Origin of the sequence: Pseudobutyrivibrio sp. YE44 (assembly GCF_900104335.1) — a bacterium.
Lineage (GTDB): Bacteria > Bacillota > Clostridia > Lachnospirales > Lachnospiraceae > Pseudobutyrivibrio.
This window is the reverse complement of sequence record NZ_FMXT01000002.1, coordinates 308413-333584: the sequence shown is the minus strand read 5'-3', so window position 1 is coordinate 333584 and position 25172 is coordinate 308413. Positions and strand designations below refer to the sequence as shown.

The 25172-nt window shown below is 40.1% G+C and carries 17 protein-coding genes; 16 read left to right on the top strand and 1 reads right to left on the bottom strand.

The genetic code is table 11. The features are described from left to right. Window positions 1-80: 80 nt before the first annotated feature. From licT to BLR54_RS05630, 3 genes are all read left to right on the top strand, one after another. The gene (gene licT, locus BLR54_RS05640) at window positions 81-926 is read left to right on the top strand and encodes a BglG family transcription antiterminator LicT (protein WP_176761858.1); all 846 of its coding nucleotides are present in this window, start codon (window positions 81-83) and stop codon (window positions 924-926) included. 185 nt (window positions 927-1111) lie between these two features. After that, entirely contained in the window at window positions 1112-3043 is a 1932-nt protein-coding gene (locus tag BLR54_RS05635; protein WP_090417922.1) for a beta-glucoside-specific PTS transporter subunit IIABC, read from the top strand. Window positions 3044-3116: 73 nt separating this feature from the next. After that, window positions 3117-4553: a glycoside hydrolase family 1 protein gene (locus BLR54_RS05630; RefSeq protein WP_090417919.1), complete on the top strand. Its 1437-nt coding sequence runs from the start codon at window positions 3117-3119 to the stop codon at window positions 4551-4553. A 419-nt stretch (window positions 4554-4972) separates the two neighbouring features. Here BLR54_RS05630 and BLR54_RS05625 read toward each other — a convergent pair whose 3' ends face one another. After that, a complete protein-coding gene (locus tag BLR54_RS05625; RefSeq protein ID WP_090417916.1) occupies window positions 4973-5170 on the bottom strand; it encodes a YjfB family protein in 198 nt (65 codons plus the stop codon). Between the two features lie 245 nt (window positions 5171-5415). Between BLR54_RS05625 and BLR54_RS05620 the strand changes: the two genes are divergently transcribed. The 13 genes from BLR54_RS05620 (at window position 5416) to BLR54_RS05560 (ending at window position 25095) form a co-directional block, all read left to right on the top strand. Then, window positions 5416-6336, top strand: coding sequence for an alpha/beta hydrolase (locus BLR54_RS05620; protein WP_242871205.1), 921 nt, complete (start codon window positions 5416-5418; stop codon window positions 6334-6336). A 40-nt stretch (window positions 6337-6376) separates the two neighbouring features. Further along, a complete protein-coding gene (locus BLR54_RS05615) occupies window positions 6377-7624 on the top strand; it encodes a hypothetical protein (protein ID WP_090417913.1) in 1248 nt (415 codons plus the stop codon). Then, the gene (locus BLR54_RS05610; RefSeq protein WP_090417910.1) at window positions 7624-8292 is read left to right on the top strand and encodes a DUF6320 domain-containing protein; all 669 of its coding nucleotides are present in this window, start codon (window positions 7624-7626) and stop codon (window positions 8290-8292) included. The genes BLR54_RS05615 and BLR54_RS05610 overlap by 1 nt, the downstream gene beginning before the upstream one ends. A gap of 47 nt (window positions 8293-8339) precedes the next feature. After that, entirely contained in the window at window positions 8340-10898 is a 2559-nt protein-coding gene (locus BLR54_RS05605) for a bifunctional diguanylate cyclase/phosphodiesterase (RefSeq protein ID WP_090417908.1), read from the top strand. Between the two features lie 103 nt (window positions 10899-11001). After that, a complete protein-coding gene (locus BLR54_RS05600; protein WP_090417906.1) occupies window positions 11002-11805 on the top strand; it encodes an enoyl-CoA hydratase-related protein in 804 nt (267 codons plus the stop codon). 64 nt (window positions 11806-11869) lie between these two features. After that, window positions 11870-13726, top strand: a complete 1857-nt coding sequence (locus BLR54_RS05595) for a zinc ribbon domain-containing protein (RefSeq protein ID WP_090417903.1) — start codon at window positions 11870-11872, stop codon at window positions 13724-13726. A gap of 150 nt (window positions 13727-13876) precedes the next feature. Then, the gene (locus BLR54_RS05590; RefSeq protein WP_090417900.1) at window positions 13877-14359 is read left to right on the top strand and encodes a DUF4190 domain-containing protein; all 483 of its coding nucleotides are present in this window, start codon (window positions 13877-13879) and stop codon (window positions 14357-14359) included. Window positions 14360-14468: 109 nt separating this feature from the next. Then, a complete protein-coding gene (gene ileS, locus BLR54_RS05585) occupies window positions 14469-17627 on the top strand; it encodes an isoleucine--tRNA ligase (RefSeq protein WP_090417897.1) in 3159 nt (1052 codons plus the stop codon). Between the two features lie 310 nt (window positions 17628-17937). Then, window positions 17938-20394 carry a glycogen/starch/alpha-glucan phosphorylase gene (locus BLR54_RS05580; RefSeq protein ID WP_090417894.1) on the top strand — a complete coding sequence of 819 codons (2457 nt, stop codon included), beginning with the start codon at window positions 17938-17940 and terminating at the stop codon, window positions 20392-20394. Window positions 20395-20402: 8 nt separating this feature from the next. Continuing rightward, window positions 20403-21281 (top strand): CPBP family intramembrane glutamic endopeptidase, encoded by an 879-nt coding sequence (locus tag BLR54_RS05575; protein ID WP_090417891.1) that lies wholly within the window; start codon window positions 20403-20405, stop codon window positions 21279-21281. 122 nt (window positions 21282-21403) lie between these two features. Beyond that, the gene (locus BLR54_RS05570) at window positions 21404-22537 is read left to right on the top strand and encodes a hypothetical protein (RefSeq protein WP_090417888.1); all 1134 of its coding nucleotides are present in this window, start codon (window positions 21404-21406) and stop codon (window positions 22535-22537) included. A 43-nt stretch (window positions 22538-22580) separates the two neighbouring features. After that, on the top strand, window positions 22581-23630 hold the full coding sequence (locus BLR54_RS05565) for a sugar ABC transporter substrate-binding protein (RefSeq protein ID WP_090417885.1): 1050 nt from the start codon (window positions 22581-22583) through the stop codon (window positions 23628-23630). Further along, entirely contained in the window at window positions 23623-25095 is a 1473-nt protein-coding gene (locus BLR54_RS05560; RefSeq protein WP_242871204.1) for a sensor histidine kinase, read from the top strand. The genes BLR54_RS05565 and BLR54_RS05560 overlap by 8 nt, the downstream gene beginning before the upstream one ends. Window positions 25096-25172: the final 77 nt, after the last annotated feature.

The following is a 25172-nucleotide window of genomic DNA, read 5'->3' as shown; positions in this document are numbered from 1 at the left end:
ATCAGTGGATGTGTTATTATGTATGGGAGCGATTTGGTCGTTTTTTATTTTATGAGAAATTTTTAGAAAGAATCACTAGAATGAAGATTAAAAAGATTTTAAATAATAATGCAGCCTTGGCCACAGACGACAAGGGGAACGAAATAGTTTATACAGGTTGCGGTCTTTGTTTCCAGAAGAAAAATGGAGATGAGATAGACGAAAGCAAAATTGAAAAGACTTTTGTCATGGACAAACCAAGCGAGCAGTTTAAGCAGCTGGTTTCGGAAATGCCCTATGAACAGATTCAGGTGGCAGATGAGATTATCAAATATGCAGAGTCAGTTATTAATAAACGTCTTTGCAACAACATCTACATCACCCTGACAGATCATTTGGGATACGCTATAGAGCGAGCAAAGACTGGTACGTATTTACGAAATAAGCTTCTTTGGGAAATTAAGAATTTCTACAAGGTGGAATTTGAAATTGGATGTCACGCACTTGAGATTATTCAGAAAGAGCTTGGCGTTGAGCTGCCAGAAGACGAAGCTGGTTTCTTCGCACTTCATATCGTAAATGCGGAATTAGATGGTAACATGCATCATACTCTTGAAACATCAGAGATGATTAATGATATAGTCAGCATTGTTAAGTTTACTTTCAATTCAGAGTTAAATGAAAACACTTTGTCTTATGAAAGATTCATTACCCATTTGAAATACTTTTTACAGAGGGCTGAAAAGCACGAGTATTATCCGGTTGATAATGGGGATTTGTTTGGGATGGTTAAGAAAAAGTTTCCTGATGCTCTTAAATGTGCAAATCGCATTAAAAGCTACATGGAATCAAAGTATCCAAACGAGGAAATTACAGATGAGGAAATGCTCTACCTGGTAGTACATATTTCTCGAATCACAGAAAGAAAAGAATTAGTTGTAGGATAGTTACGGCGATAGAGTCGGCTAAACCTGTACATCAAATATAGAGTCGAATTATGTCTCTATGATTGTGTACAGGTTTTTTTATTTTCATTTTCACAATAAGAATTTTGCAGGTCAGTGCGCAGGGCCTGAAAAAGATAAATTTTAAGTAAAAATTATAGGGATTAAAAAAGGAGAGGAATAATAAAATGGCAAGCAAATATGATGGCTTAGCTCGAATCATCATCCAGAATGTTGGTGGCAAGAGCAACATTAAAAGTATTACACACTGTATCACACGTCTTCGCTTCAAACTTAAGGATGAAAGCAAGGCTAATACAGATATATTAAAGAACACAGACGGAATCGTTACTGTTATCCAGTCTGGTGGACAGTATCAGGTAGTAATTGGTAACCATGTACCGGATGTATATGATGTAGTTTGTGAGCATGCAGGCATCTCTGGAGCAGCTCCAGTATCAGATGATGATGGCCCAAAGGAAAAGATGAGCCCAGGTGCAGCTCTTATTGATATTATTTCTGGTGTATTCCAGCCACTTCTTTCAGTATTATGTGCAGCTGGTATCATCAAAGGTTTACTTGCAGTTTGGTCATTTGTAGCTAGCAGCTCATTTGGAATTGATGTAACAACAAGTGGTGCTTATGAGATTTGGAACGCAGTTGGTGATGGATTCTTCTATTTCCTTCCAATCATCTTAGGTTACACTTCAGCTAAGAAATTTAAATGTAACGAATTCATTGGTATGGCAATTGGTGTAGGTCTTACTTATCCAAACATGGTTGCTCTTAAGAGTGCCGAGGTTCTTGGAACAGTATTTGCTGGTACATCTTTTGCTATGGATTATATGACAGACTTCTTCGGAATTCCTGTAATCATGCCAGCATCTGGTTACACACAGTCAGTAGTTCCAGTTGTTTTAGCAGTTTACATAGCAGCTAAGCTTGAGAAGTTCTTCAAGAAGCGCATTCCAGATGTAATCAAGACATTCATCGTACCACTTTGCGTACTCGGAATTATGATGCCACTTACATACCTTGTAATTGGTCCAGTTGCTACAGTAGTATGTAACGTTCTTACACTTGTATTTGGCGGTTTATACAACATCCCAGTTGTTGGTGCAATCATCGCAGGTGCTCTTATTGGTGCTATGTGGCAGGTACTTGTAATCTTCGGATTACATTGGGGTCTTGTTCCACTTGCAATGATCAACTATGGAACACTTGGATATGACTTTATCCTTTCTCCATACTTCTGTGTATCTTTTGCACAGTCAGCAGTTGTACTTGCTATGATTCTTAAGACAAAGGATAAGAAGCTTAAGGATATTGCAATCCCAGCATTTATCTCTGGTTTATTCGGTGTAACAGAGCCATGTATCTATGGTATTACACTTCCAAAGAAGACACCATTTGTTATCTCATGTATCGGTGGTGCAGCAGGTGGTATTATCACAGCAATTGCAGGCGTTAAGTCATACACAATGGGTGGTCTTGGTTTATTCGGACTTCCATGCTATATTGATCCAAACACAAACAGCCTTTACAGTATGATTTGGGTAATCATCTCAATTCTTGTTGCAGTAGCAGTAGCATTCGTTCTTACTATGGTTACATACAAGGACGAGGCTCCAGCAGCAAAGAAGACAATTTCTTCAGATGCTTCAGCAAACGGTGAAGTACTTGTTGCTCCTATCAAGGGTGAAATTAAGGCTTTAACAGCAGTAGAGGATAAGGTATTCTCATCAGAGGCAATGGGCAAGGGTGTTGCTATCGTTCCTGAAGAAGGAAAGGTATACGCTCCAGCAGATGGAACAATTTCAGCATTCTTTAACACAGGTCACGCTATCGGCATTACAACAGCTAATGGCGCAGAGGTTATCATCCACGTTGGTATGGATACAGTTCAGCTTGAGGGTAAGGGATTTACTCCAAAGGTTAAGCAGGGTGATACAGTCAAGAGAGGCGACTTACTTCTTGAATTCGATATTGATTTCATCAAGGGTTCAGGCTACTCAGTAGAAACACCTGTTGTAATTACAAACTCAGACAAGTACATTGATATCATTCCTACAGACGCAAAGAAAGTCGTAAACGGAAACGATTTAATCACATTACTTTAATTTTGGGGCGGGGCTCAAATGGCCCCACCAGAATAACAATACAGATATACGCAATGAAAGAGAGGCAATAATAATGGGAACATTTAGAAAAGATTTCTTATGGGGCGGCGCAGTTGCTGCTAATCAGTTTGAGGGTGCATGGAATGTGGATGGTAAGGGTCCATCAGTTTCAGATATGTGTACAAATGGTAGTCATACAACTCCAAAGAGAATTACAACTACTATAGAAGAGGGCACTCTTTATCCTTCTCATGAAGCAATTGATTTCTATCATCACTATGAGGAAGATATCAAGCTTTTTGCTGAGATGGGATTCAAGGTGTTCAGAACATCTATCAACTGGACAAGAATCTTCCCTACAGGAATGGAGTCTGAGCCAAACGAGGCTGGTCTTGCTTTCTATGACAAGGTGTTTGATTGCTGTAAGAAGTATGACATCGAACCACTTGTTACAATCTCTCATTATGAGTTGCCTTATGCCCTTGTTGAAAAGTATAACGGCTGGGAGGGACGCGAGCTTATTGAATATTTCATGAATTATTGCAAGGCAATTTTTGCAAGATATCAGGGAAAAGTTAAGTATTGGCTCACCTTCAACGAAATTAATGCCGGTACAATGCCACTTGGTGCAGTTCTTTCAACTGGTACTGTTAAGGGATATTCTGGTCCTATAAACCAGGTTCCTGACAAGCCACAGGAGAGATTCCAGGCACTTCATCATCAGTTTGTTGCATCAGCACTTGCTGTAAAGTATGCACATGACAATTATCCAGAGTACAAGCTTGGTAACATGATTTGTTTTGTAACATCTTATCCAGCTACATGCAATCCTGCAGATATTATTGCAAATCAGGAGCATATGCGTGAGGTTAACTGGTACTGTTCAGATGTTCAGGTTCGTGGTGAATACCCTGCATATTCAAAGAGTATCTGGGATAGACTTGGGGTTACCATCAAGATGGAGCCCGGGGATGAGGAAATTCTTAAGCAGGGTACTGTTGATTTCTATACCTTCAGCTATTACATGTCAAATGTAATCAGTGGTGATCCTAATGCTGACCTTGGTGAAGGCAACCTTATTGCAGGTGGAAAGAATCCATATCTTGAGTCTTCAGATTGGGGATGGCAAATTGATCCTCAGGGACTTAGATATGTTCTTAATGAGATTTATGATAGATATCGTATTCCACTTATGGTTGTTGAAAATGGTCTTGGTGCAAAGGATGAGATCGAGGCTGATGGTTCAATTAATGATGATTACAGAATCGATTATCTCAGAAAGCATATTGCAGAGATGAGAGAGGCTGTTAAAGATGGTGTTGATCTTATGGGTTACACACCATGGGGATGTATTGATTTGGTTAGCGCTTCCACTGGTGAGATGGCAAAACGTTATGGTTTCATTTATGTAGAAAAGTATGATGATGGAACTGGTACACTTGCACGTCGCAAGAAGAAGTCTTTCGACTGGTACAAGCAGGTAATCGCTACCAACGGAGAAGAGTTATAAAATTTGGTTAGTATTTAGCTTTCCTATAAAAGTCACGGAAATAATGGAGTTTCTTACGTAAGTAAGAGGCTCCATTTTTTATGTTCCTGTAAGCTAGGTTTGCATCAAGCCGAGGGTCCAGAAAAAATATGTACAAAGTAAAGAGGACGCCGGCGGGGCGTCCTCTTCAAAAGGGAGAATAATGTTATGAAAAAAATGGTTCATCGCTTCTGTCTTGCGATGTAATTATAATACAAAGTTAGTTTGAACGAATAATGGAAAATCTGTGAATAAAAAAGTAAAAGAAAAAGATTATTTGTGAATTGCTTACCACTTGGTTTTCCGGTGTGTTTACATGTTAAATAAAGTAATTTTGCCATGAAAAAAGAGCCCATGCAGTAGGCTCTTTCCACGTATTTTAACCCAAATACATTTCATACTCAAATGCGCAAATCTATGGATGTTCCCGAAGTAGGATAGACCAGGCTTTCAAGAGATGGAGAATTCATATTCATCCCCTCTGTCATTGCCTCGACTTGTCCCTCCATGACATCTAAGCTCTTGCCAAGCATGGCAGTCCCCACTGCACTAAGCAATTGACTTTGACTTAAATTCATGGAAAGCTGAGCAATATCCATAGGCGCCTCCCCTAAAAAAGACTATGCTTTTTTCTTAACTCCTGTAAATTATACCATTTGTTTGTTCACAAATGGTGCCAAATTGTGTGTAAAATGTGAATAAACTGTGAACTCTGCAAATATTTTGAGTATTATGTATATGTGAATTATTTAACATCTTTTTCATGGACAGATTTCACAGAAAGAATAGAAAAACACAATGAAAATAAGTATAATAAAAACAAATATGATTTGATGGAGAGACTATGGCCATACTTAATATAAACTTCAGTGATCCACTGATGAAAGCGCTTAAAGCCGTCAATTCAATAGCTGGAAAATCTCTTACGGAGGAGGATTTGAAAAAGCAGCGAGCCGCCATGGAATTGGCAGGTAAGCTTGCGGCTCCTACCTCTGGTGTTAGTATGGAAGATTTTCTTGTAGGTGACCTTAAGTGTGAACGAATCAAACCAGAGTTGGCTCATAATCCTCAGTATGTTATTTTATACGCCCATGGTGGAGGGTACACCTGTGGTGGTTTAGCTTACGCTAGAATTATTGCTTCAAAGCTTGCTGTGTCCACAGGTTTTACAGTGGTATCCTTTGAATATAGGCTTGCTCCAGAACACAAATATCCTGCAGCCTTAGAAGATGGTACAGCTGTATGGAACTATCTTCTTAACAATGGCTATGATAATAATCATATTATTATGGCTGGAGATTCTGCAGGAGGCAATTTGGTGGTGTGTTTGACACAGCAGGTCCTTCTAGAAGGGAAAAATCCTCCTAGAATGTTGCTTTTGTTCAGTCCATGGACTGACATGACTGCCACTTCAAAATCCTACCAGCAGTATGATGGAAAGGATCCAATTCTTACAAAGAATTATGTGGAGTCGGTTCGTGATGTTGTTATTGGAACAGATGTAGAGCCGGCTGATCCAATATATAGTCCAATAAATGGAGACTTTCAGCATTTCCCACCAGCTCTTGTTCAGGTGGGCAAAACTGAAATTCTTTATGAAGATAGCGCAGCCCTTGTGAAAAAGATTAACAAGGCAGGTGGCAAAGCAAAACTTGATGTGGAGAAGGATGGTTGGCACGTGTACCAACAGATGCCGCTACCTGTAGCCGGCCGCGCCATGAAGCGTGTTGCCGACTTCGTATCCCACGAAATTTACTGTACTTAAAGGAGGCTTGTAGCCGTAACTAGCGGACTAAGGATATTAGATGAGTAGAGAGAATTGGTATAAAGTTGATAATGTAGCGAAGGTATTCTTAGCTACAGCAGCAAAAAGAGACACTAGAACCCTCAGGGTCAGCTGCACCCTTTGGGAAGATATAGATCCAGAGCTTCTGAATGAGGCTCTGCTTTCAGCACTCCAGGAAAGACCTCAGTTCCAAGTGAGAATTCGTCGCGGGATTTTTTGGCATTACATGGAAGATACAGATTTGGTTCCAGTGGTTGAGGAGGAGCATGGTAGAGTATGTCCAAGGCTTTATGTGCCAGGTCATATGATGCTTCACTATAAGGTTACCTATCATCGCAACCGAATTAATCTTGATTTGTTCCATGCAATATCAGATGGAACAGGTGCTTTGGAGTTTTTGAACATACTTGTGGTGGATTATTTAAAGCTTAAATATCCAGACAAGCTTGGAGATGTGGCGGTGCATTCAGGTGCGTCTGTTGACGAATTAAATCAAGATAGTTACAAGCAGTTTTTTGGAAACATATCTTTAAAGGCTTCCACTCTTAAAAGAGCATACCAGCCTAGTGGTTTAAAACTTCCATATGATCAGCTTCAGTTTTTTGAGCTACAGGTGCCTACAGCAGATATCCTGCCAAAGGCTAAGGAAGTGGGCGTCGGCCTTACCAGCTACATCGGAGCGAGACTTATGATGGCTATAAAGGATGACATGCCTCCTAGAAAGAAAAAACTTCCGATAAATGTTTCTATGCCTGTTAATTTGAGAAACTACTATCCAAGTAGAACTTCTCGAAATTTCTTCAACAACGTTAATGTATCCCATGTGTTTACAGAGGATATTTCCTTCGAGGATTTGGCAAAGGAATTTGATGAGAAGCTGAAGGAAAATCTTGCAGAAGAAAACATTAAAAAGCAGATGGACAACTTTGAAACCATGGAATATTTTATTCCAATACGTGCAGTTCCACTGTTTATAAAGCAGATGGTTGTACGTTATGGTTCAAAGGTTACAGATAAGAAGGTATCGGTGGTTCTTTCCAACCTGGGAGTACAAAGACCGCCAGAAGAGCTGGTGCCTATGATTAGTAATTACAGTGGCTTCTGCAGCTCTGCAAATTTATTTATGGTTATGAGTAGTTACAACGGGGTTCTTACATTAGGCGTCACTTCACCATATTCAAACACCAGAGTTATTAAAAGCTTTGTGCGTGGGCTCACTGAAGATGGCATGAAGGTTAGAGCATATGCTACGGAGGTGATTCGATAATGAAGAATTGTCCATATTGTAAAATAGAAGTTGGTGGGGATTTAAAAAAGTGTCCTTTGTGCCAAAGCCGACTGATGGGTGAGCCAGAGGAACAGTATTTCCCTACTCAGACAATACTTAAGTTTCAATCGTTGTTTTATAAGCTGCAGCTTTTTATAGCGTGGATAATAATCATTGCATCCTTGGGATTAGATTATTTATTCAACCTTACACTTAAGCCTTATGGTGATTTTCACTGGAGCTTGTTGGTGCTTATGTGGATATTAGCCTTTGAGTTTGCTGTTAAAAGAGTGTTTAAAAAGGGAATGGATGCAGCCAGAGTTTTATCAATTAACGTTGTAATTGTAATGATAATGTTGTGCATCACGGCTTATTATTTCGGATTTTTAAAGATTGCTATTTATTGGGTAATGCCAAACGTTGTTATGGCTACCATGATTGCAAACTTTGTTTTTTCAATGATTGATAAAAGTGGAAATGCTATGGCATATCTTTTGACAAACGTGCTTATTGGAATTTTGCCATACATTGCATTCTACATTTTAAAGAAAAACTGTCCTGTTGAATGGATAGTGTGTCTGCTTGTTAGTTTTATGCTCTTTGTAGGAGCAATTATTTTTAGAGGTCGAGAGGTAGTATACGAGATTCAAAGAAGATTAAGTGTTTAATGTATTTTGTTCTTTAATATTAGCTAGATAATGGGGGCATTTGGCGGATGATATCTAAGGAAACAACATTTGACAAGAGTAAGTATTTAATTGAAAACTTTGACCGAGCTTTGGAGGAGGGGTGGATTGAGGTTTATTACCAGCCTATCATAAGATCTTCTAATGGAAGGGTTTGTGATGAGGAAGCTTTGGTTCGATGGGATGATCCAATTATGGGCTGTTTAAATCCTATGGAGTTTATCCCTGTTTTAGAGGCTGTGAACTTGGTGCATAAACTTGATTTGTATGTTTTAGAACAAGTTCTTGATAAGTTGCAGGCTCAAACTGAAGGTGGTCTTTATGTTGTTCCTAATGCTATTAATCTTTCTCAAATAGATTTCTATGCCTGCGATATAGTTGACGAAGTTTATAAACGCGTTCAGGCTAGTAATATTGCGCCTGAAATGATTGCAATTGGGATAGCGGAAAGTGCTATCGGCAGAAATAATGAATATGTTATTGGTCAGCTCAAGGAGTTTGCTCGATTAGGTTTTAAGATATGGATGGATGACTATGGTTGCGGAGATTCAGCTCCACTTCTTATGCAAGCTATGGATTTTGACCTTGTTAAGATTAATATTGGAATTATTAATCGGCTCAATGAGGATTCCATAAAAGTCGTTGTTACTGAAATGGTAAGGATGGCCATGGCAATAGGCGTTGACACTGTCGCTGAGGGTGTTGAAGATGAGGCGCAGGTTCGATTCCTGAAGGATGTTGGCTGTTCAAAGCTTCAGGGCTTCCATTATTGTAAGCCAGTTACCAGAGAGCAGATTTTTGCCAGATATAGAGAGGGTAAGGCTATAGGTTTTGAGAATCCTAAGGAAACAGATTATTACTCTACTGTTGGCAAAATCAGTCTTTATGACTTGTCCTTTGCTAGAGCTACTGATGATAGTCTGGATGACTATTTTGACACCTTGCCAATGGCTATAGTTGAGGTAAATAACGAAAAACTTTCCTTTGTTCGTGGTAATAAACAGTTCAGAATATTTTTGGAAGGTAACTTCTTTACGAATGCAGTTTTTGAAACCTATTATTTTGAAGGACATGAACGTTCAGTAGGTTATTATGCGCTAAATTCTGTTCGACATTGTGCTATGGAAGGTGGTAGAAAAATCGTTGAAGACCGTACCAAGGACGGAAAAATGGTACAGCTCTTCATTCAAAAGATTGCTCAAAATCCAGAAACTGGTATGAATGCTGTAGCGATAGTTATACTTTCAGTTACAGAACAACAGCCTGCAAATGATACACTTACTTACAACTATATTGCTAGAGCTCTTTCAGAGGATTATATTACTCTGTTTTTTGTAGATTTGGATACTGATGAATATGTTCAATACAGTCCAGATGGTTCTAATAGGGATGTGACCGTTGAAAGAAAAGGAACAGATTTCTTCGATATATCAAAAAATGATGCTCAAAAAATGCTTTATAGGGATGACCTGGAATTATTCAATGCATCTTTTAGTAAAGAGGCCGTTATCCAGCAGATTAAAGAATGTGGCACATATTCACTAACCTATAGAATAATAAATGATGAAAAGCCTACTTATGTAATGCTAAAGGCTGTAAAAATCAGAACTGGTGCAAATAAAATCATCATTGGAATCAACAATGTAGATGCACAGATGAAGAACAAAGAAACAATGGAACGAATCAAGGAAGAGCGTATCACTTTCTCTCGTATTTCCGCTCTTTCAGGAGATTTCTTGTGCATATATGCAATTGATCCTAATACAGACAACTATATCAAATATAAGACCAGTCAAGAATTTGAAAAACTTGATTTAGAGGACGCTGGCGAAAATTTCTTTGAGACCGCAAGAAAGAAGAGTAAGGATGCAGTATACGCTGAGGATTTGGAGGCGTATATTAAGAATTTTGACAAGAAGACTATTCTTGAACGGATATCAAATTCAGGTTTGTTTGTATTAAACTATAGATTGATTTTAAACGGAATGCCTAAATATGTATGTATGAAGGCTGCTTTGGTAGAGGAGCTTGATGGACCACGCTTAATTATTGGTCTATTGAATGTGGATAAGCAGGTAAAAAAAGAACTGGAGTATGCAGAGAATCTGCTTGCCGCCGAGGATAGAGCCTCAAGGGATGAGCTTACAGGAGTTAAGAATAAGCATGCCTATGTGGATGCAGAAATTGCTTTGAACGATCTTATTAAAGAAGGCAATCCGCTAGCCTTTGCAATTGTTGTATTTGACCTTAACGGCTTGAAGCACGTCAACGATACAATGGGACATCAGGCTGGTGATGCTTATATTAAAGAAGGCTGTTCTATTATATGTACGGCTTTTGCTCACAGCCCTGTATATCGTATTGGTGGAGATGAGTTTTGTGCCATTGTTCAGGGGAGAGATTACGCTAACATGGATGCTATTATCGACAACATCAACTCCATTAATTCTATTAATGAAAAGAAGGGTAAGGTTACCATTGCAACAGGTTTTTCTATAAATGAAAATGATAGATTTGTTGCGGATGTTTTCCAGCGTGCAGATGCAAATATGTACAAAAATAAAGAAAAGATGAAGAAGCATCATTAAGAGGTATGATAGATTATTATTAGGTTTGACAAAGATTTAACAATAATTTATTATATTATACATGAGAAAAAAATTGGGGAGAACCCAAAAGAGGAGGATTACGATGAGCGAATTCAACAATTTAAAGCTTGAGGTTGCTGATGAGATTGCCGTTCTTACAATTTCACGTCCAGCAGCACTTAATGCACTTAACAGCGAGACTCTTGATGAGTTAAACGTTGCACTTACAGAGATCGAGGCTAGAGATGATGTAAAGGTACTTATTCTTACAGGTGGTCCTGATAAGAAGGATAACGCATTCAAGTCATTTGTTGCTGGTGCTGATATTTCAGAGATGGTTAACTTTACAGCAGCAGAGGCACGTGCATTTGGTATGAGAGCTTCAGTTCCATTCTTCAAGCTCATGAACATGAGACAGGTTACAATCTGTGCAGTTAACGGATTTGCTCTTGGTGGTGGATGTGAGATTTCTATGGCTTGTGATATCCGCATCGCTTCTGAGAATGCAACATTTGGTCAGCCAGAGTGTGGTCTTGGTATCATCCCAGGTTTCGGTGGTACACAGAGACTTGCTCGTCTTGTTGGTATGGGACGCGCTAAGGAGCTTATCTTCACATGCGATTCTATCGATGCTAACGAGGCATACAGAATTGGCCTTGTAAACAAGGTAGTTCCAGCTGAGGAGCTTATGGACACAGCTAAGGCTATGGCTAAGAAGATTGCTTCAAAGGGAAGCTATGCAGTATCTATCGCAAAGGCTGCTATCAACAACGGTTACGATATGGATATCAAGAACGCTGTTGAGATGGAGGCTAACCTCTTCGGAATCACATGCTCTACACACGATAAGGCAGAGGGCATGGGCGCATTCCTTGAGAGACGTGCTGCAAACCTTACAGATTTCTAAAAAGCTTTTATGCCTCCCCGTGAGGGGAGGCTTTTTTTATATAATTTAGGAGAATAATGAAAAAATGTTTTGTGAAAATTGCGGAAAGGAATTAAAGCCGGGGGATATGTTCTGCGAAAACTGCGGAGCAAAAGTACCTGCCACTTCAATTCCAACTGAACCAAAAGCTGCGGAGACACAACCTGCAGCACCACAGCAGGCTGCTTCAATGCCTGTAAATCAGACAACAGCAACTGTCAAACCTGCTAAAAAAGGGTTCCCAGTTGCTCTTGTAATTATAATAGTAATTGCTGTTATAGCTCTTATTTCAGCCTGTGTTATTGGCTTTAAATTAGTAGGAAAGTTCTTCGGAGCCCACAAGGATGACATCGGTATTGAAACTGTTCAGCAGGAAAAGGATGACAAGTCTTCTGAAGGCCATTCAGGTAAAGTGAAAATCCCTGAGGGAGAGTTCCATCCAGAATACTATGAAGATCTTGAAAGATATGATTTCATGGACACTCAGAGTGAATGGCCTGGTGGTGATGATTTCATAATTTTTGAAGGAAGCAAATTCGCTGCATATTGCCGTGAGGATACTATGGAATTAGAGGGGAAATCCTTTGAGGAAAATCCTCTTAGCGATAAGGAATTCGAGTATTTTCAGACCTATGAAAACCAAAATAATGCAATTATCTGTGACGGTAAATGCTATATCTTTAATCAGTTTTCAGAGGGCTTCCACCAGCTGGATGATAAAGCATGTTGCCCAACAGCCATTGATGAATACAATACAATCTATGTAATTGCATCAGAAGAGGATCCTAATGTTGGCACACTTTATTGTGAAGACTCCCTTCGGGATAAGGTTACAGAAATTGCAACTAACGTTGTAGCATCATCTATAGGTTTTACCTTTGATGGAGGATGTGGAAAAGAAGTTCATTTCTATTATCAGAAAAATGTAGATGGTAAACTTGCTCTATGCGAATCTACGGTGCCAGAAGATGCTTACCGTACTGGTAATGATTATACTGCCGAGGAGCATGTATTAGTGGAGGGAAACTGTGTACCACTTGCCGATGGTATAATTGATGATGGTCTCTTTTATCTTGACAAGGATACCCAAACAATAAAATTCCAGAATAAGGACGAGGTAAAGTCAATCTATCAGGGTGATTACGATGAGTACTATACATTTGGTAGAAATAAAATACTTATTGTTAGTGGTGATGAATTATATTATTTTGCAGACAGTTACAATATAGATGAAGCTACCCTTGTATTAGATACTGGACTTGATAGCATTTCACACAAAGGATGTATTACTAAGCGAGGATTTGCAGATGGTTATCAATCCTATGATGATATACAATCTGTTGTTATTAATGATAAAAAGGGCAACCAATATTTCATCATTGTAAGTGGAACATACGTTGAAGCTGTAGAGCTTACCCATAAAACAACAGAGCCAGGCACTGATTATTTTTCTAGCTGCAGACTATTGTACATTGAAAATGGCGTGCTTCTAATGGATAAAATCAACTTGACTAATGTAGAGACATATGTTGTATATGATGCAAATCGAGTAGTTGATTACTGCGTAAGTGCTGACGGACGTGATTTATTTATATATACAGGAGATGCTAGTCTCTATTACTACAATAGAGACAAAGAAGAATACATACTTATCGACACTGATGTTGAATACAACGAGGAGTATGGCGCAAACATTGCTTGTGATCCTTTCGTAAACTATATGCTTTACGGAAAGGACGGAGAAATGAAGGGTTATTATCCATTGGAGGATGAAAGGGATATAGAAATGCTTGATCTTCCTCATGGTGTGTTCGCAAGAGAGGGTATGCGCAACTACTTCTATTCTGATGGTTCAGATCAAAAGAAATTGGTATATAACAGACATATGTGCTGGTTCTATTAAATCAAATTTATAGTTTAAAGGTCTAGGGATTCCCCTAGGCCTTTTTTAGTAGACAGAATAGCTGTAAATTAGGGACAGTTCTCTTGTAATTGTCTTGAATAAAGGTTAGAATATTTAAGATTAGGTGAAGTATATTTTATAGGAGAAAACATGTACGAAGAATACGGAAATTCTGGATATTATTATCAGGGGCCAGTCTATCAGCAGACAGATGATAGCAATCAGCCAATTAATTATGGTTTGGCAGTAACTGCCTTGGTTTTGGGCCTTCTTTCATTAGTATTTTTTCTTTTTGGTTTAAATATTATTACATCAATTGTTTCTATAGTACTTGGCATTATCTTTCTGACATCAAATGCAGGAAGACCTAACAAGAAGGGACGTGGCTTGGCTATTGTTGGTATTGTCACATCTATCTTATCCATTGTGCTCTTTGCCATTTCTTGGGTGCTCATAATCAGCAATGTAAATAACGTTGTAAACATGTTTGATGAATACATGGATGATCCAAATCTTTATTATCAATATGAGTACAACTATGGCGAAGATTATGAAGATTTGGATGAGCTCTATAATGAGTATGAAAACTTGTTAGAGACAGAACCATCTCTTCAGGAGGATGAAACACTTTAATCTAGGTTAGAAATCTGAAGTCTAACCAGCTTCAGAGTTTTTACAATATAAAATAAGAGAAGGGATATGTGACGAGAAAGCATATCCTCATAGAAAGGAATTACTTTATATGTACAACAAAGTAGACGCAAGTTTAAATTTCGTTGAGCGCGAAAAGCAAGTGCTCAAGTTCTGGGAGGAAAACGATATCTTCCAGAAGTCAATGGATTCTAGAAAAGAGGGAGAGACCTACACATTCTATGATGGCCCTCCAACAGCAAACGGCAAGCCTCACATTGGTCATGTTGAGACTCGTGCCATTAAGGACATGATTCCTAGATACCAGACAATGAAGGGCAAGTTCGTTCCTCGTAAGGCTGGTTGGGATACACATGGTCTTCCAGTAGAGCTTGAGGTTGAAAAGCTTCTTGGTCTTAATGGAAAAGAACAGATTGAAGAATACGGTATGGAGCCTTTCATTAAGCAATGTAAGGAATCCGTATGGAAATACAAGGGAATGTGGGAGGACTTCTCTGGCACAGTTGGTTTCTGGGCAGACATGGACAATCCTTACATTACCTACGATGACAATTTCATCGAGTCTGAGTGGTGGGCACTTAAGACAATCTGGGATAAGAAGCTTCTTTACAAGGGCTTTAAAATCGTTCCATATTGTCCTCGTTGTGGTACTCCACTTTCAGCACAGGAGGTTGCTCAGGGCTACAAGACAGTTAAGGAGCGCTCAGCAATCGCTCGTTTCAAAATCAAGGGAGAGGATGCTTACTTCCTTGCTTGGACAACTACACCATGGACACTTCCATCAAACCTTGCACTTTGCGTAAACCCTGTTGAGACATATATCAGAGTTAAGGCAGCTGATGGCTACACATACATCCTTGCAGAGGCACTTGCTGACAAGGTACTTGGCAAGCTTGCTGAGGAAGAGGGTGCTAAGGCTTACGAAGTTCTTGAGACTTACAAGGGTACAGACCTTGAGTACAAGGAATATGAGCCACTTTTCGAGTGCGCAGGCGTTGCAGCAGAAAAGCAGCACAAGAAGGCACACTTCGTAGTATGTGATGACTACGTAACAATGTCAGATGGTACTGGTATCGTACATATCGCTCCTGCATTTGGTGAGGACGATGCAAAGGTTGGACGTAAATATGACCTTCCATTCGTTCAGTTCGTAGATGGCAAGGGTGAGCTTACAGAAGAGACACCTTATGCTGGTCAGTTCGTTAAGGATGCTGATCCAAACGTACTTAAGGATTTGGATGCTAAGGGACAGCTCTTCGAAGCACCTAAGTTTGAGCATGAGTATCCACACTGCTGGAGATGCGATACTCCACTTATCTACTACGCTAGAGAATCATGGTTCATCAAGATGACAGAGGTTAAGGATGACCTGATTAAAAATAACAACACTGTAAACTGGATTCCTGATTCTATCGGTAAGGGACGTTTCGGAGATTGGCTTGAGAACGTTCAGGATTGGGGTATCTCACGTAACAGATATTGGGGAACTCCACTTAACATTTGGGAGTGCCCAGACTGTGGCAAGCAGATTTCAATCGGAAGCCGCAAGGAGCTTGCAGAGCTTTCAGGCCGCGCTGATGCAGAATCTATCGAGCTTCACCGTCCATATATCGACGAGGTTACATGTACATGTCCTGAGTGTAATGGCACAATGAAGCGTGTACCTGAGGTTATTGACTGCTGGTTCGATTCAGGTGCAATGCCATTCGCTCAGCATCACTATCCATTCGAGAATAAGGAAGTCTTTGAGCAGCAGTTCCCTGCTAAGTTCATTTCAGAGGCTGTTGACCAGACTCGTGGTTGGTTCTACTCACTTATGGCAGAGTCAACACTTCTCTTCAACAAGGCTCCTTATGAGAACGTTATCGTACTTGGTCACGTTCAGGATGAGAACGGTCAGAAGATGTCTAAGTCTAAGGGTAACGCTGTAGATCCATTCGACGCACTTGAGAAGATGGGCGCAGATGCTATCAGATGGTACTTCTACACATCTTCAGCACCATGGATTCCAAAGAGATTTGGTGAGAATGCAGTTATGGAAGGCCAGAGAAAGTTCCTTGGAACACTTTGGAATACATACGCTTTCTATATCTTATATGCAAATATTGATGAGTTTGATTCTACAAAGTACGAGCTTGACTTTAGCAAGCTTGCAGTTATGGACAAGTGGATTCTTTCTCGTCTTAATTCAGCAATCAAGGCAGTTGATGAGAACCTTGGTTCATACAAGATCCCAGAGGCAGCACGTGCTCTTGATGAGTTCGTAGATGACATGTCAAACTGGTATGTTCGTCGTTGCCGTGACAGATTCTGGGCAAAGGGAATGGAGCAGGACAAGATTAATGCTTACATGACTCTTTATACATGCCTTAAGGATATCGCTCTTGCAGCAGCACCAATGATTCCATTCATGACAGAGGAAATCTACCAGAACATGGTTCGCTCAGTAGATAAGACAGCACCAGAGTCTATCCATCTTTGCGACTTCCCAGTTGTAAATGAGCAGTTCATTGACAAGAAGCTTGAGGAAGACATGGATGAGCTTCTCAAGATTGTTGTTCACGGACGTGCATGCCGTAACACAGCAAACATCAAGAACCGTCAGCCAATCGGACAGATGTACATCAAGGCTGAGCATGAGCTTGATGAGATGTATGTTTCAATCATCGAGGATGAGCTTAACGTTAAGAAGGCTACCTTTACAGATGATGTTTCATCATTCACATCATACTCATTTAAGCCACAGCTTCGTACTGTAGGTCCTAAGTATGGCAAGTTCCTCGGTGGAATTCAAAAGGCACTTTCATCTCTTGATGGCAATGCAGCTTACGCAGAACTTAAGGCAAATGGGGTATTAAAATTGCCTGAGGTTGACGCATCTATCGAGCTTGCAGAGGAAGACTTACTTATCTCTATGGCTCAGACAGAGGGCTTCGTAGCAGATGGAGACAACTACGTAACAGTAGTTCTCGATACAAATCTTTCAGAAGAGCTTCTTGAGGAAGGCTTCGTACGTGAAATCGTATCTAAGATTCAGACAATGCGTAAGGAAGCAGACTTCGAAGTTATGGATCGCATCGTCGTAGCTTACTCAGGAACTGAGAAAGCCAACGGAATCTTCGCTAAGAACCGCGATGCAATCGCAGGCGAGGTTCTTGCTGATGAAATCCTCGAGGGCACTTCTGGTGACCACGTAAAAGAGTGGAACATCAACGGCGAGAAAGTAACGTTATCGGTAACACGTAAGTAATAGCTCGGCCGTTACGTTAACCGTAACACGTAGGTAATATCTCGCTAGTCACGGCTAACCGTAATGCGTAGGTATTATCTCGGCCGTTACGTGTACAATCCTGAGATATTAGTTTTTGCAATCGCTTTCGCTATATTCTGCAAAAACTAACACTCAGAGGTTGTCCACTACGGCCTATCTAAACAGATTAACAATAGCTGGTAGGTAACAAGCTCTTAGGTCTCTCAAGTGAAGCATTCTACGCTGAACGGAGAGACACTAAGGCTTGTGAACGTAACCAGCGAGTGAACGAGACGGAGGGGGACGAGATATGAAGAGGCAGATGCCAAGCACTAAAGAAATTGAGCGTGAAATTAAGGACCGTGTGAAGAGCATGTTCCGAAAGGAATTTGAGGAAGCCACAGAGGAGGAGATTTATCGAGCTTGCTCCGAAGTTGTTAATGACGTGGTTATTGACAACTGGCTTACAACTCAAAAGGAGTTTACGAAGCAGGATCCAAAGTGCGTTTACTATATGTCCATGGAGTTTTTGATTGGACGTATGTTAGGCAACAACATGATCAACATGCGTGGTTACACTGAGGTCATGGATGCGCTTGCTGATCTTGATGTAGATATTAATCTCATCGAGGATCAGGAGCCTGACCCAGCCCTTGGTAATGGTGGTTTGGGACGATTGGCGGCTTGCTTCTTGGATTCTTTGGCAACCCTGCAATATCCAGCTTATGGATGTGGCATTCGTTATCACTATGGTATGTTCAAGCAAAAGATTAACGACGGCTTCCAGGAAGAGGTTCCTGATGATTGGCTTCAGACTCGTTATCCTTTCGAGCTTGAGCGTTCAGAGTATGAATTTGAAGTAAAGTTTGGAGGCTGGGTTCGTTATGAGAATCAGCCAGATGGCTCTACTAAATATATTCACGAGGGCTACAATTCTGTAATTGCTACACCATACGATATGCCAATTACAGGCTTCGATAATGGTATGGTTAACACCCTTATGATTTGGGATGCTAAGCCAAAGGAAGTCTTTAGACTTGCGTCCTTTGAGCGTGGTGACTATGACAAGGCAGTTGAGGATATGAACCTGGCTCGTAACCTTACAGAGGTTCTTTATCCTAATGATAATCATGTTCAAGGTAAGGAATTGCGTTTAAAGCAGCAGTACTTCTTTGTATCCGCTTCATTACAGCGTGCTATTGCAAAGTATCTGCGCTATCACAGTGATATTATGCGTTTGCCTGAAAAGGTTGTATTCCAGATGAACGATACGCACCCAACTCTTACGGTTGCTGAGCTTATGCGCCTTCTTATGGATGAGCATGGACTTGGTTGGGACGAGGCTTGGGAGGTTACTACTCACTGTGTTGCTTACACCAACCATACAATCATGGCCGAGGCTCTTGAAAAGTGGCCAGAGGAGATTTTCAAAGGTCTTCTTCCACGTGTATACATGATTGTTGAAGAGATTAATCGTCGCTTCTGTGAGGAAATCAAGGCTAAGTTCCCTGGAGATGATGAGAGAGTTCATCGTATGGCAATCCTTGCTGATGGTCAGGTTAAGATGGCTCATATGGCAATCGCAGCCAGCTATAGTGTAAACGGTGTTGCGGCTCTTCATACTGAAATCCTGAAGAACGTTTCCCTTCACGATTTCTACGAGATGTATCCTGAAAAGTTCAACAACAAGACAAATGGTATTACTCAGCGTCGATTCTTGATGCACGGAAATTACAGACTTTCAGACTGGGTAATTTCAAGAATTGGACGTGGATGGATTACAGATCTTTCCCAGATGAAAAAGCTTGAAAGATACCTTGATGATGAAAAGTCATTAAAGGAATTTATGGAAATCAAGCACGAGAATAAAAAGCGTTTGGCTAAATACATTTGGGAGCACAACCACGTAAATGTAGATCCTTCTTCTATCTTTGATGTGCAGGTAAAGCGTTTGCACGAGTACAAGCGTCAGTTACTTAACATCCTTCATGTTATGTATCTGTACAACGAGATAAAAGAGCATCCAGAGAAGGATTTCTATCCAACAACCTTCATCTTTGGTGCAAAGGCTTCTGCTGGATATGAAAATGCAAAGCTTATTATTAAGCTTATAAATAACGTTTCTGCTGTTATCAACAATGACAAGTCAATTGATAACAAGCTGAAGGTTGTCTTTATTGAAGATTACCGTGTTTCTAATGCTGAGTGGATTTTTGCAGCAGCAGATGTATCTGAACAGATTTCTACCGCTTCAAAGGAAGCATCAGGAACAGGTAACATGAAATTTATGCTTAACGGTGCTGTTACCATTGGAACTATGGATGGTGCCAATGTGGAGATGTACCAAGAGCTGGATGGCAAGGATATCTTTATCTTTGGCATGAGTTCTGATGAGGTTATTGCTCATGAGAGAAACAGAGACTACAACCCTGTTGACATCATGAACAGCAATCACCACATTCAGAAGGTGCTTTCTCAGCTGGTTAATGGCTACTATAGCATCGACAACCCAGAGTTGTTTAGACCAATCTACAACTCATTATTAAATACTCAGTGTACAGATAGAGCTGATACATATTTCGTTCTTAAGGACTTTGCTTCTTATTGTGAGACTCATGAAAAGATTCAGGAGGCTTACAAGGATAAGATGAAGTGGGCTAAGATGTCTCTTAACAATGTGGCTCACGTTGGTAAGTTCTCATCAGACAGAACTATTCAGGAATATGTAGATGATATTTGGCACTTAGATAAGCTGGTATTAAGATAGGACACAAGATGAATCAAACAAACACAGATAGACGCAAGCATATTCCATGGATTTTTCTTCCAACAGTTCTAGCGATGGTAATTCAAACTGCTGTTGCTATTATTGTGATGCAGTTAGTAATGGTTAGAGAGTTTTCTATTACCACAAAGTCTGACTATGCTGATTTTATGCTTGATGTAGTTCACAAATACAGTAGTGCAGATTGCATAGCGGTGGTATCACTTATGTATGCTTTGGTTACTGCCATACTTATGCTTGTAATCTTTCGAAACACCTACAGAGATGGCAAGCTGGCAGGCTTGAAGATGCAGGTGAACAACTGGGGAATAATGATACTTGGTATGGTGCTTTTCATTGTTTCTATGCAGTATGTGACTGTATATCTTATGAATGCCTTAGCTTCAGCTTTTCCTGCTTGGTTGGAGGAGTATCAAGCCCTTACAGAAGCAGCAGGACTTGATGCTGAACATATTTCACCAATTATGATTGCTTATGCGGTGTTGCTTGGACCAATCTGTGAGGAGTTTATCTTCAGAGGTGTTACCTTCTTCGCCGCAAGAAAGGTAATGCCAATACATTTTGCAATCCTTGTTCAAGCCATTTTGTTTGGAGCTTTCCATATGAACAAGCTTCAGGGGGTATATGCCTTTGTTCTTGGCCTTGGCTTGGGATATATAATGTATCTATATGACAATCTGATTGTTACCATAGTCATTCATATGGCTTACAACATGATTGGAGTTATGGACTTGCCGGCAGGAGGCGACAATCTAATCACATTTTTCTTGTGCAGCCTTGCATCACTTGTGGTAGCTTACATCTCAATTATTTTATTGAGAAACAGCTCTTCAGTGGTTAAGGATGGCCAGTTTTTTTCCGATATATAATTACACGGATGATTATCATAGAGACCAGGAAGGCCCGCGGGTTTTCCTGGTTTTTTCTATGATGGCTTGAAAAAGGACTTTCTTCCATTATGTTTTATTAGTTTTTCAAAGGAGGAAAGCACATGGTAATTCAAAACTCTGAGGTTTCTATGACCTCGAAATCTAGCATCGCTAGAGAAATGAAGCTGACTGTTCAGTCAGAAACAAAACCAGCTATCAATTTAGAAAACATCCAGGTTCTAGGGGATGGAAGCAAAATTGAAAAAGCAGAAGATGCTGGGGCAGAAGGTGACCAGAAGGAGAACACTATAGGTGAAGAAGGCTTTCTATCTTCCCTAAATTATGCCTTAGGGTCTAATGGAAAGGTAAAGGAGGTTGACACTGAAAATCCGCTCTTAAATGCTGCAGCAAACAGAAAAGTAAGACTTCATACCATGGAATACCTGCTGAAAATGTTTTTTCTAGGTAGGTACATTGATGAGGACAGCCCCCTGGGACAAATGCTTAGGGAAACCTTCGGCTATGGTAGCGAGGATTATAGTGGTGAAGGAGAGACTATAGGAGGACTAGGCTCCAACACTACTTACATGCAAACTGTAAGGTCAGAATACTTTTATCATGAGGAGCAAACAGTGGAGTTTTCATCAACAGGTACTGCCATAACCGCTGATGGCAGGCGACTAAGCTTTAACTACAGCTTTGCTATGTCAGAATCCTTTACCCAAGAGTTTAGTGAAGAATATGAGGGCCTAAAATACATTCATTGTATTGACCCGCTGGTGATTAATCTGGATGATTGTCCAACCTCAATTGCAGATCAGACCTTCCTGTTTGATTTAGATGGAGATGGAGAGCTGGATGATATTCATAATATTGGAAAAGGCTCTGGTTTCCTTGCTCTGGATAAAAACGAAGATGGAGAGATTAACGATGGCATGGAACTCTTTGGAGCTAAAACTGGAGATGGTTTTGGAGAGCTGGCAGAGTATGATTCAGACGGCAATGGATGGATTGATGAGAACGATCCTGTATTTGCAAAGCTCCGAATAATGACAGTTACAGAAAACGGTGAACGTCAGCTCTTTGGCTTGAAGGAATCTGATGTAGGAGCTATTTTCCTGGGACGAATTGATACTGATATGATGAAGCGAGGAGATGATCAAAAGCTCTCAGCGGAAATTCGTAAATCCGGAATCTTCCTTCATGAGAAAGATGGTCATGCAGGAGGGGTTCAACACGTTGATTTCGCCACCTAATTCTAATATAATTAACCTAATGTAATTGGGAGATAATGTTAAAATGAAATTAGGTGGGCATAAAATTAAAATAAAAAGCAGCAGTGCTCTTGTTGTGGCAGCAGGATGCACTGTTGCTTTTATGTTTTTAACTACATGTATTAGCTTTATCTTTTTTAGACAAAGAATGAATGAGGCTAACAATCTACTTCGTGAGGCTAAGTATTCTCAGTACGAATCCTATGTAGTGATGATTTCATCAGATGACGATTCAGATTTCTGGCAGAGAGTCTACAATTCTGCCAACGAATATGGAAAGAGCCACGGCATCTATGTGGATTTGCTCTCAGATAATGTGGACGTAAACTACAGCAAAGAAGAGCTTCTTGAGATGGCAATAGAGTCTGGTTGTGACGCCATTCTCTTGGAGGGGGATGACAATCCTCAGACTATGGAGCTCATTAACTCAGCAGCCTCAAAAGGAATAGCTGTGATTACTTTGGAAAATGATGTAACAGGCAGCAGACGTGTCAGCTTTGTTGGTGTAAACAACTATACTATTGCACAGCTTTACGCAAAATCTCTTATGGACAACATTACAAAGCAAAAGCATGTAATGGTTATTGGGGACAACACCATAAATGAGACTGTTGCGGGAAACTTTGTTAACAATATGCAGGAAGCCTTATCTGGTGAGGATATTGTAAATGCTCCTTTGGAGTTTGACATTAGAATAATTGAGGATAATAATGCTTTCGCAGCAGAAGAATACATTCAGAATTTATTTATGAAGAATGAGCTGGCTCCAGTTGTAATATGTTTGGATGCCACTTCTACAGAGAGCTTCTATCAATCAATGATTGATTACAATAAGGTTGGTCAGGTGCTTTTGTTTGGAAACTACGAGTCTCAGGCTATATACACCGGTATTCAGCAGGGGGTTATAAAGAGCACCGTTACTCTTGATGCAGACAGCATGGGTAAGACTGCAGTAAAAGCCTTTGAGGAATATCGTGACTCAGGCTACGTTTCTGATTATATAAACGTAGAGCCAAGACTAATCAACTCCAAAAACGTAGAAGACTTTTTGAAGAAGGAGAATGACAATGAGTAAAAAAGCTATCAAGTCCCTCTCCCTCCGAAAAAAGATGATTATTATTTTCTGTTTACCAACCATTCTTTTATTTATGGTAAACATGACTCTTTATCTTGGTACCAGCAGAATGCTGGCCAGTCTGAATGAAGTCTACGCCAGCAACAATTCCCTGAATCAGATGAGTCAGTCTTTGGATGAGCTTCACACAGCTACAACTGGATACTTAAGCACCAAAACCAGTGATGCCTTGGAAGCGTACTATATCGCAGAGCAGGATTATAGAGACAATGTAGATTTACTAGAAGATAACACTGATGATAATGATAATCGAGTTCTTGAGCGAAATATAAAAAAGCTTTCTGGAAGCTACGTAATGTATACCAACCAGGCGGTTGAAAGCAAGCGTGGTGGTAACGTTGAAAAATACAAAACCTATTATGACAAGGCCACAAGGCTTTACAATTATATAGAGGCCAACATCACCAGCCTTAACAATCAGCAGTTTGTAAACAACTCAAAATCATATAGCACAATGATGTCAGCCTTGCAGACCATAGAAGAGTTGAACATTTTCACTCTTGTTCTTATTGGTCTTGCAAACCTTTCTTTCGTTGTATTGATTGCTTCCACTATTACAGAACCATTGATTAAGCTTTCTTCAGCTGCCAATAGAGTTTCTAATGGTGATTTCGATGTATCTCTTCCGGCAGTCAAAAACAATGACGAGATTGGTGTTGTGACCATGGCCTTCAACAAGATGGTTGTTTCCTTAAAGGAATACATCAACAAGCTGACGGAGTCCATGGAGATAGAACGAAAGCTGAAGGAAAATGAGCTTATTATGGCAAACCACATTAAGGATGCAGAGCTAAAGTATCTTCAGTCTCAGATTAATCCCCACTTTCTGTTTAATACCCTTAATGCTGGTGCACAGCTGGCTATGATGGAGGGGGCAGACCGAACCAGTGAGTATATGCACAACGTAGCCAACTTCTTTAGATACAATATTAAGAAAAATAAGGATGTTGTTACCCTAAAAGAAGAGATTGAGCTGGTTGATATTTATATCTACATAATCAATGTACGTTTTGCCGGTGAAATTCAGTTTGTAAAGAACGTGGATGAAAGCCTGTTAAATGTACAAATCCCTAGTATGATTCTTCAACCTATAGTTGAAAATAGTATCAACTATGGTGTTCGCAATATAGAATGGGCTAAAAAGATATCTTTATCGGTTTATGAACTGGGAGATTATATCTGTGTCAGCATAAAAGACAATGGAATTGGCATGACCTCCGAGACAATCACAAAGATTTTAGAGGGTAGCTTCGAGGGCAATCCTCAAAAAGCAGATTCCAACGGTGTTGGCCTTGCCAACTGCATAGAACGCTTGAATATTTTCTATGAGAGAGATGATGTACTTGATATGATTTCAGAGGGAATCAATAAGGGCACAGAAACTATTCTTTATTTAACAAAATAGGCTTCTCCTTGAGGTTGCTAGGCTCCAGTGGAGCCTGTTAAGCAACGACCGAGCCGGGAGGCGAGACAAGCTGTCAG